Genomic DNA, 9,787 nt, shown 5'->3' with positions numbered 1-9,787 from the left:
GCACCCCGCATTACTGCGACGCACCGGGACTGGCTACATGGCTCCTTGGCGATTACCATGGCTGGACTTTCACCAGCAAGCAACGTCCAGCTTTGCTGGACGCACGCACACCATAAAAAATGACGTGAAGTCTATCACACTTCGCGTCATTTTATCATTCGTTTCTTTTATATCATTGTCTAAATGCATCACTATTTAATTTCATGTCATTGCTTATGTTCTTGACATTGCCAAGTATTAATCAATACTAATTTGGGTCAATGAACTTCACGTTCAAAATACAAATGTTCCACTTGTCGCCCACAGTGTATAAATCTTTCAATAGAACAGGCTAATTCGACACTGCTTCTCGCTATTCGCCACGCTGACGAACATTAAAGACAATTGGTGTTCCTTCAAAATTGAAGTTCTTACGCAGTTGATTTTCCAAATAGCGAATATAAGAAAAATGTGCTAGTTCTTTATCATTGACAAAGAGTACAAAAGTTGGCGGTTTAACAGAAGCTTGCGTCGCATAGTAAATCTTAAGCCGTTTGCCTTTATCTGATGGTGTTTGATTAAGTGCAATTGCCTCATTTAATATATCGTTAAGAACACCTGTAGAAATACGCAACGCATGGTTATTAGAGACATAAACCGCCTGATCCAGCAACTGCTCCACACGCTGTCCTGTCTCAGCAGAAACAAACAGAATAGGCGCATAAGACATATAAGCGAGTTCATCTCTTACCGTTCGCGTATACTCATTAAAGGTGCGGTTATCTTTCTCAATCAAGTCCCATTTATTCACGACGATTACAGCCGCTTTTCCCGCTTCGTGGGCTAACCCGGCGACCTTTTTGTCCTGATCGGTAACGCCCTCTTGCGCATCAATCATTATAAAGCAGACATCGGCACGTTCAACGGCAGTCATGGCACGTAAAACACTGTATTTTTCAATTGATTCATTTACCTTTGACTTTCTTCGGATACCAGCTGTATCAATCAGTGTAAACGACTGCCCCTTATATTCAAAAGGGGTATCAATGGCATCGCGCGTCGTTCCGGCAATATCCGAGACAATAACGCGCTTTTCTCCAATGATTTTATTAACCATAGAGGATTTCCCCACATTGGGCTTGCCAATAAAACAAATTTTTATGGTATCTTCCTCTTCAGTATCACGAATCGCATCATCGAAGCATTTAACCACTTCATCCAATAGATCGCCAAGCCCCAGTGCATTTGCCGAAGAAATAAGCAGTGGATCGCCAAGCCCCAATGTATAATAATCATAAAAATGATCTGGTTTATGGTAGACATCAATTTTATTTAGAACCAACAGTACTGGTTTTTTGGATATTCTAAGCATTTGAGCAATTTCTTCATCAGCCGCTGTATATGAATATTTTCCATCACAAAGAAAAATAATGACATCAGCAGTATCAATGGCAATTTGTGCCTGATCTCTCATTTGCGCTAAAATAACATCAGATGAATTGGGTTCAATGCCGCCTGTATCGATCATTGTAAATTTGTAATTCAGCCATTCACAATCCGCGTAAACACGATCACGGGTAACTCCCGGTGTATCCTCGACGATTGAAATTCGCTTTCCTGCTATTCTGTTAAAAAATGTTGACTTGCCCACATTCGGCCTTCCAACAACAGCGACAATGGGTTTTCTACTCATGATTTCCTCCATTTATAATTGCGTCGACAAAATCACGCCCGCTGATGTCGACAATCTGAACAGGCTTTTTAAAATGTGTTTCAAGCATTTCAACAGTAATATCGTCTAAAAGCACCGTTTCACCAGACCTCAGCATATTGATCGGCAGTAAAACAGCATCTGCTTCTTGATGAACATCCACTTGTGTCATAATATCTTTTCCAGTGATGAGACCGGATACTGTAATGCGCTCGCCAAAAAATTCGTTTACAACCGGTACAACACGAACCTGTATCCCTTTAAAAACAGCCATGATCTCACTGGCTAACTGTTCAATAAAAGGCCACGCAGCCGTTCCCGTTACAATCACCACATTACGCGAACTGCCCAATGGCGATTTATCCACGCGTAAATCAATGTCATCACGTACCTCATCTATTAATTTTCGAAGCATACCGACGCCGTCTTCATATTGCAAAAATCCTTCGTATGCTTCATATGGCGGCAACGGATATTCTGAAAGAATATAAAATTCATCTGCCAGAAAAACGAATTGTGAGCCACGTGATGCTAACATTTCTGTTTGTATGGCGGCAACCGTTTTGACAACGTTTATCGCTTCCTCACTCGTAAAGCCGCGCATCGGTGTCAATCCCTGTCGATGGTTGGATAGACCGATGGGAACGACCGCGACACTGTTTAAATTTTCACCGAGTCCATCGAGATCTCGAATAGTTTGAACCAGTTTCTCACCATCATTATAATCAGGGCACAATACGACTTGCGCATTAACGACAATGCCGTTCTCCGTCAGATATTGAAGCTGCTGCATAATTTTGCCCGCAAAACGATTGCCCAGCATTCTAATTCTTAAATCAGGGTCTGTCGTATGAACCGATACATTGATCGGACTAATGCGATATCGTACAATCCGCTCAAGCTTCTCTTCAGACATATTGGTAAGCGTGACAAAATTGCCCTGCAAAAAAGAAAGCCTTGAATCATCGTCTTTGAAGTAAAGGGTTTCACGCATCCCCTTTGGCAATTGGTCGACAAAACAAAAAACACAATTATTCTGACAGCGTTTTGCTTCATCTATAATTGGATTTTCAAAGACGATCCCAAGTTCTTCTTCGGGTTCTTTATCAATTTCAACTACCCAGATCTCACCGGATTTCTTTTGAATCTCCAGTTCAACATAGCTTTCTTCAAGTAAAAATATATAATCAATAATATCTTCTATTTTTTGACCATTTACAGACAGCAAAGTATCCCCAGCTTCAATTTCAACTTCTTCAGCAATAGAATCCTTTAACACTTCCTTAATGATATGCATAATGCCTTCACTTTCCTCGTATACAGTACCCGATTGATGAGCGCATTTCGATGAAAAACTTTATTCTTGACGCACTCATCTTTGCTTTTGACACACTCATACAGTATGATATTTTATTATACTTTCGTCAAGATTACAACAAAATTCTTTTGGTCAACATCCGATTCAGTAACGCCGACATTTTACAGGCCGCATTGAATGAAAGCACTCATCGTACCGCGGGCACCGCCGTTGGCACGCCGATGAGAATGGTACCGTTCAGTGCCGCAGATTGTACAATCCTGATTTACCTCAATGTGTTGTGGCAAAACACCGTTCATTTGCAGCAGTTGACTGTTCAGCCACTTCAAGTCCAAGTGATACTTGCCATAGTCTTTTGGAAACACGGCCCCAGACAGCAATGTTTTAGTATAATTCTTTTCAAATGCCGCAATAACCGGAAAATCCACTTCGTAGCAGCACTTGCCAGCACTTTGGCCAATGCCGGCCCGAATATCTTCAGCACGTACACCAAATTGACTGCACATGGTTTCAATGCCAATTTGACCAAATCTGTCCTTTGTTCCCCGCCATCCACTATGCAGTGTCGCTGCTGTTCGCGTAACAGGATCATACAAAACAATCGGAACACAATCGGCATAGAATGTCATAAGCACAACATCTTCTCGATTGGTAATCAAGCCATCGGTTTTATCTGCAATATAGAGCTTATACCCTTCAAGTGCTGTATCATTAGTATCAAAGGGCCTAAGCACTTGAAAATCAAAATCATCTTTTATTGAAAGAATGTTCGTACTGTGAACCTGTGCAGTTGCTACAATCGTTTTAGCCGTCATTTTCAATGCATCCATCGAAAGCTTAATATTTTTCATAACATGCACTTTATCATCTTGACCATAAAAACTCGTGTTCATCGTATCATAAGGAGGGTTGCTGACACCACCATGCCTCGTTGTTATACCATGCCGCAACAATGCCGATTCGAAAATTTTAAATTGATTCATAGGACCTCCCTTTCATAGATTTCGCATAGCGCCATTACTTACAACCTATAAATAACCGCAAAACATTCTCATTTACCCTATAAAAAGGGTTAAAAAAAAGCAGTATTCACTGCTTTTTAACATATTTCAACCGTTCGTTTTCTCATTAAGAAGTTTCGTAAGTTCGTTGATAAAGGTATTGATGTCTTTGAATTGTCGATAAACGGATGCAAATCGAACATAGGCAACTTCATCCAGATCCTTAAGGCCAGCCATAACCAAACTGCCAATAAATTCTGAAGAAATCTCCTTTTCCATTGAGCTATGCAACTTTGATTCAATATGATCAATTAATCGTTCCATTTGTTCCATTGAAACAGGGCGTTTTTCGCATGCACGAATTATACCATTTAAGACTTTCATGCGATTGTATGATTCGCGATTGCCATCTTTTTTGACGATAATAATCGGAATTTCCTCAACCTTTTCATATGTCGTAAAACGTTGTTTGCAACTAATGCACTCCCGTCTTCTTCTAATGACATGGCCGTCTTCTGTCGGTCTTGAATCAATGACTTTTGATTCAAGGCTACTGCAATAAGGACACTTCATAGTTTCACCCACCTTTAATCATTAGCAAAAAACCTTGCAGTTGCAAGGTCTAGCGTTTCTTTCTTAAAAATGTAGGGATTTCAAAACCAGCATCTTCGTCTGGCTCCGGTTCAACCGGTCCTGGTACCTTGCCTGATTTCGTTTCTTGTTTTGGTTCAGGTTTTGGTTCAGGTTTTACAGAATCAAATCCCGTTGCAATGACAGTTACTGTAATTTCATCTTTTAACGATTCGTCAATGACTGCACCCATAATAATATTGGCTTCTGGATCGGCTTCCTGATAAACGAGATCAGCAGCCTGTTGAATTTCCATCATTCCCAGTGATTTACCACCGCGAATATTTAAAAGAATTCCCTTCGAACCCCGGATAGACGTTTCAAGTAGCGGGCTGTGGATCGCCTGATTCGTCGCTTCAATAGCACGATCATCACCACTGGATGCACCAATGCCCATATGTGCTAAACCCTGCTCGAACATAATCGTCTTAACGTCAGCGAAGTCAACATTAATAAGACCCGTTTCCGTAATCGTATTGGAGATCCCTTGGACACCTTGACGCAAAACGTCATCTGCAATGGTAAACGCATCGAGAATAGACGTACGTTTTTCGACGATTTCAAGTAAACGATCATTCGGAATCGTAATCAGCGTATCCACACGTCGTTTAAGCTCTTCTATGCCTTCTTCCGCATGCTTCATACGGCGTTTACCTTCAAATGAAAACGGTTTCGTTACAACGCCCACCGTCAAAATGCCCATTTCTTTGGCAATTTCAGCGACAATTGGCGCTGCACCTGTACCGGTTCCGCCTCCCATGCCCGCTGTAATAAAAACCATATCTGCTCCTTGAAGTGCCTGATAAACATCATCACGACTCTCTTCAGCAGCTTTTTTCCCAACTTCAGGGTTCGCACCGGCGCCTAGACCGCGTGTCAATTTCTCCCCTATTTGCAATTTGTATTCTGCAGCCGAGCTGTAAAGTGCTTGCTTATCAGTGTTAATTGCAATAAATTGAACGCCTTTAAGATTACCTTTAATCATCCTATTCACAGCGTTGTTTCCACCGCCACCAACACCAATTACTTTAAGCTGGGCAAATTCTTCAACAGCAACATCAAACTCTAACATTAAAAATTCCTCCTTATCCCGCAAAGTAATATCTCAATGGTGCTAAAAATGCTTCATCTATACAAATTTTTCTCATTTTCAACGTTAAATATAACCCTTTTCATTCTCTCTGTATCCAAAACGATTCATTCAATTCGCAATATCTATTGATAAATAGTTCATTGGCTATACTACATATAGTATAACTTCTTTTGCAACTTTTTGGAATAATTTTTTCACAAAATGGTGTTTTTTTTTGAAATTCTAGCCTTTACAGAGACTTAAAGCCATATTCTCTAGGACTTATGGCGCAGCTTTATCTACGACTCAATCAATCCCTATTGCGGCTTTGACTTATTCTTATTTTTTTCACGGATCTTATCAATGGATTCATTTCGAATAATGCCGATATTATTAAACATCCTCGTGCCAAATACAAAAATGGCAGCATAGTAAATCGGTACCCCCAGCTTATCGCCAATATAGGAAAGTGCAATGGCGACAAGGGCGTTGATAAAGAATCCCGTCAAAAAGACAATCCCGTCAAAACGATTTTCAAAACTTGCTCGCAACGCGCCGAGAATAGAATCAATTGCCGCGAGAATGCCTACCGAAACATAAAGCGACGATATCGTTGTAAATTCAAATGGGAGATACAGTCCTATAATGATGCCCAGAATAATGCCGATGATTGCGATAATCATTGTCTACCTCCAAAATCTGTTTACCGAAATTTGCCGATGCCCATTGCATCAACATCATGAAGCTCAGGCGATAACGGCCCCACAACCGACTTACAATTAGCCAGTAGATGACCATTAATAAAGATATCTATAATTTACCTCACCACTAAATGCTGGAATTGTAATGCTTATAGATGTATTCACTTCAACATATACCCCCCAGTTTCGAAGGTTTTCACTATAACTGCCCGGTGCATTTATGGCTGATTCTAAAAATCGCCTGTCACCAATTGCGGTAATAATATACGGCGGCGCATAAATCTGATCGTTAATTTTAATCGTCGGACCCGTACATTGGATATTTGATTTATTAAAAATAACGCGCTGACCATTAATTGAAATCGCTTCAGCCCCTGCATTTCTTAGGTCATCTACCATGGCGCGGATATCTAAATCGTGTACCATGATATTGTCAGGACTTTCATTAAAATTGAGTTCACGTGTCCCATCGTCAACGATGATAACGACACCGGGCCCTTCAACATCTGTAAGACCTGAGATAAGCTGTGCATTTTCAAGCTCATCTGATAAGACCTTTTCAAAGTTGATGCGCTCACTGTCATTTGCCGTCTGATATGTTTGAATCTGCGTCTCAAGGGCTTCAATTTTGCTGTGAAGCTGTTCTACTTCAGCGCGCTGCACCTCTAGTTCAATAGAATTGGCATACATTTCTTTGATTGACATATATTTAAAACCGGCATTGGTAATGCGATATTGTATAGCAATCAGTATGCCCAGCAGCACCGTTAAAAAAAGAATGAGCTTTTGAAAAGACGATAATCGCATGACATCACCTCTACTTAACCGGTGTCGCGTAGTAGAATTTAATACTGCCGTTAAATGCCGGCAACTCTAAATTGTCAACTTCCTTTACCTCGATATAATAACCCATCGCACGGATAGTTGAAACAATACCAAAGCGCTGATTAAGCGCTCCTTGAAGCGTTCTGGAGTTTCCGATCGCCTTAATCGTAAAAGGTGCTGTCAATGGAACTGTGTTGACGTTAATCTGCGAACTCGCAAATCTGACTTCTGTATTGTTAACCATACGCTGGTCATTTATGCTGATTGCTTCTGCACCGGCAGAGTTCAGTTCATTAATGAGCTCAAGAATCAGCTTGTAGTCATAATTGATGTTGAGGTCCACACCGTAACTGGAATCCTGCGGCGGGTTATCGATTGTGACGAGAATGCCCTGTCCTTGTACTTTTGTCATCCCGGCAAAGTTTTTGAAACGATTGAGTTCTTCAGTCAAGCCTTTAATGACGGCATTTTCATTGGCCGCTGACCCCTGAATATCGCCCAATTGCGATTCGAGTGTTTCAATTTGAGATAGCAATTCTTCCTTTTCACTCTTAACGGCACTGAGTTCATTCAGTATTTCAGTTGTCTTCTGCGTTGGTGTCGTCCCATTTAAATAGGTACCCTGTACAAATTTCATTTGAAATGAAATAAAGACACCTAAAATCACACAGCCAATGCCAATCCATATATAATCTTTTTTCACACGTTCACCTACTCTCCAAAAGGCCTGTAGACAGGCAGCCCATCACTGCTTACATCAATGATTCCAGTGCGGATATCTTCTGTTGTCAGCGATTGATAGATATTGATAAATTTATTAAAACGACTTTCTATATGTTCTCCATCGCCAAAGTTGACTTTAAGCGATTGAATATTAATATAGATGTTGTTATCTTCGTATGTGATGATATTATCGACGTCCAAGTCAGTCTGTTTGAGCAAGTCAACCAGCGAAACAATATTTTCCAAGACATAAAAGGCATCCACTTCAATCACTTTTCCCGTTGAAAAAGCATTAAACGGCATACCGACAACGGTATACCCCTCTTCTACTTCATCCATCACTTTCAAAACTTGTAAAGTGTTATCTAGCGACAAGATGATATCCGAATACTGAATACTTAAAAAGTGTTCTCGATACACGATCTCGACGTCAATCTCAGCGGGAAAAGTTCTGGTAATTTTCGCAGTGCGAATATACGGATGTGTCATCAGTGTTGCTTCTGAATGCGCCAAATCCAGTGTAAACATACTATCACCATAGTGAATACCAGAATATCTTTGAAGCTCATAAATGTCAAGCGCATCATTGGGATTATAATTAATTGTACGAACTTTTAGCCAGTCGGTTTCAAATACAATATAATAGGCACCGCCCAATAGACATGCCAAAATTAAAAACAGCAAAAGCCTTTTTAATACTTTCATAAATCATTAATCCTTGTGTTTGAATGACAACGCGTTAATCGCGTCGACAATTCGATTAAGTGCTTCACGTATATCCATACGCTCACAGTTTAAACGCATCTTATTTAACTTCTCGGGATTCGCAATAAAATCTTTAATGGTCTCAGCCATGAGCGACACTGTCAAATCACGTTCTCTGACAATGAGTCCCATGCCATTTTTATCAAGGACTTTGGCATTGTGAAATTGATGATCGTTTGCCACATTAGGTGATGGAATAATAATAGAGGGCGTGCGCGTTGCGATAATTTCTGTAATGGTCGAAGCACCAGCCCTTGAAATGACAATGTCTGCTGCCGCTAAATACGTTGGCATATCTTCTAAAAAGTTCATTAGTTCAAAATGTTCACAAACATCATAGGTGCCATCTTCAAGCCCAGTCTTTAGTCTTTCGAAATACCGATTGCCGGATACGTGAAAACACTTGAGCTGATGATATGGCTTTAGCACCGCATAAACGCCCATCATCATTTCATTGAGCTTTTGAGCACCATTGCTGCCGCCTACGGTGAGTATCATGATTTCATCTGTCTCTATACCGAGTTTTTTCCGTGCTTCATAACGATCTGTGTTAAAAAAAGCTTCTCTTATCGGTAGTCCTGTATAGACCAACTTATCTTTAACCGGGAATTGCGTCCGCGCCTCCTCAAATGTCAGCATCACAACATCGACAACTCTGCTGAGCAGCTTGTTTGCCATGCCCGGAAAAGCATTTTGTTCATGGATTGCACTGGGAATACCCATCATCGCACCCGCTAGAACAACCGGTCCCGTCACATAACCGCCAGTGCCGATAATGACATCCGGCTTAAATGTTTTTATCAGTTGTCTAGACTGAAAGATCCCCTTTATCGTCTGCCCCAGTGCACCGAGCGTTTTAACAGATAGTTTCCTATTTAACGGTGCCACATCAACGGTTTTAAACGCAATGCCCTTTGCCGGTACAATTTCTTTTTCAAGACCATGTTTTGCACCGACATATAATAGCTCAATTCCAGGATCATCTTGCTTTAATCTTTCAGCAATCGCAACAGCAGGGTATATATGACCGCCCGTACCGCCACCAGTTATGATGACTCTCAT

Annotated in this window: 10 protein-coding genes; all 10 read right to left on the bottom strand. The window is 40.8% G+C overall.

What is annotated here, in order from left to right; genetic code table 11:
- Positions 1–352: 352 nt before the first annotated feature.
- Entirely contained in the window at positions 353–1,672 is a 1,320-nt protein-coding gene (gene der / locus KHM83_RS12760) for a ribosome biogenesis GTPase Der (RefSeq protein ID WP_213237409.1), read from the bottom strand.
- Positions 1,665–2,987, bottom strand: coding sequence for a DUF512 domain-containing protein (locus KHM83_RS12755; protein ID WP_213237408.1), 1,323 nt, complete (start codon positions 2,985–2,987; stop codon positions 1,665–1,667). The genes der and KHM83_RS12755 overlap by 8 nt, the downstream gene beginning before the upstream one ends.
- 182 nt (positions 2,988–3,169) lie before the next feature.
- Complete coding sequence (gene pgeF / locus KHM83_RS12750; protein WP_213237407.1) at positions 3,170–3,991, bottom strand: peptidoglycan editing factor PgeF; 822 nt, start codon at positions 3,989–3,991, stop codon at positions 3,170–3,172.
- Positions 3,992–4,117: 126 nt separating this feature from the next.
- Entirely contained in the window at positions 4,118–4,582 is a 465-nt protein-coding gene (gene nrdR / locus KHM83_RS12745; RefSeq protein WP_213237406.1) for a transcriptional regulator NrdR, read from the bottom strand.
- 49 nt (positions 4,583–4,631) lie between these two features.
- Positions 4,632–5,711, bottom strand: coding sequence for a cell division protein FtsZ (gene ftsZ, locus KHM83_RS12740; RefSeq protein ID WP_213237405.1), 1,080 nt, complete (start codon positions 5,709–5,711; stop codon positions 4,632–4,634).
- 317 nt (positions 5,712–6,028) lie between these two features.
- Positions 6,029–6,394: a small basic family protein gene (locus KHM83_RS12735; protein WP_213237404.1), complete on the bottom strand. Its 366-nt coding sequence runs from the start codon at positions 6,392–6,394 to the stop codon at positions 6,029–6,031.
- Positions 6,395–6,508: 114 nt separating this feature from the next.
- The gene (locus KHM83_RS12730) at positions 6,509–7,219 is read right to left on the bottom strand and encodes a DUF881 domain-containing protein (RefSeq protein ID WP_213237403.1); all 711 of its coding nucleotides are present in this window, start codon (positions 7,217–7,219) and stop codon (positions 6,509–6,511) included.
- 10 nt (positions 7,220–7,229) lie between these two features.
- Positions 7,230–7,940: a DUF881 domain-containing protein gene (locus KHM83_RS19745; protein ID WP_213237402.1), complete on the bottom strand. Its 711-nt coding sequence runs from the start codon at positions 7,938–7,940 to the stop codon at positions 7,230–7,232.
- Positions 7,941–7,948: 8 nt separating this feature from the next.
- Positions 7,949–8,665, bottom strand: a complete 717-nt coding sequence (locus tag KHM83_RS12720; protein WP_213237401.1) for a cell division protein FtsQ/DivIB — start codon at positions 8,663–8,665, stop codon at positions 7,949–7,951.
- 6 nt (positions 8,666–8,671) lie between these two features.
- A complete protein-coding gene (gene murG / locus KHM83_RS12715; protein ID WP_213237400.1) occupies positions 8,672–9,787 on the bottom strand; it encodes an undecaprenyldiphospho-muramoylpentapeptide beta-N-acetylglucosaminyltransferase in 1,116 nt (371 codons plus the stop codon).

This window comes from Fusibacter paucivorans, assembly GCF_018390735.1.
GTDB lineage: Bacteria > Bacillota > Clostridia > Peptostreptococcales > Acidaminobacteraceae > Fusibacter > Fusibacter paucivorans.
This window is presented reverse-complemented; position numbering and strand designations above follow the sequence as displayed.

Bases quoted from the DNA above. Each gene is read 5' to 3' on its own strand.
- murG (WP_213237400.1), bottom strand. From the start codon at position 9,787: ATGAGAGTCATCATAACTGGTGGCGGTACGGGCGGTCATATATACCCT.
- KHM83_RS12735 (WP_213237404.1), bottom strand. From the start codon at position 6,394: ATGATTATCGCAATCATCGGCATTATTCTGGGCATCATTATAGGACTG.
- KHM83_RS12755 (WP_213237408.1), bottom strand. From the start codon at position 2,987: ATGCATATCATTAAGGAAGTGTTAAAGGATTCTATTGCTGAAGAAGTT.
- ftsZ (WP_213237405.1), bottom strand. From the start codon at position 5,711: ATGTTAGAGTTTGATGTTGCTGTTGAAGAATTTGCCCAGCTTAAAGTA.
- KHM83_RS12720 (WP_213237401.1), bottom strand. From the start codon at position 8,665: ATGAAAGTATTAAAAAGGCTTTTGCTGTTTTTAATTTTGGCATGTCTA.
- pgeF (WP_213237407.1), bottom strand. From the start codon at position 3,991: ATGAATCAATTTAAAATTTTCGAATCGGCATTGTTGCGGCATGGTATA.
- KHM83_RS12730 (WP_213237403.1), bottom strand. From the start codon at position 7,219: ATGCGATTATCGTCTTTTCAAAAGCTCATTCTTTTTTTAACGGTGCTG.
- der (WP_213237409.1), bottom strand. From the start codon at position 1,672: ATGAGTAGAAAACCCATTGTCGCTGTTGTTGGAAGGCCGAATGTGGGC.
- nrdR (WP_213237406.1), bottom strand. From the start codon at position 4,582: ATGAAGTGTCCTTATTGCAGTAGCCTTGAATCAAAAGTCATTGATTCA.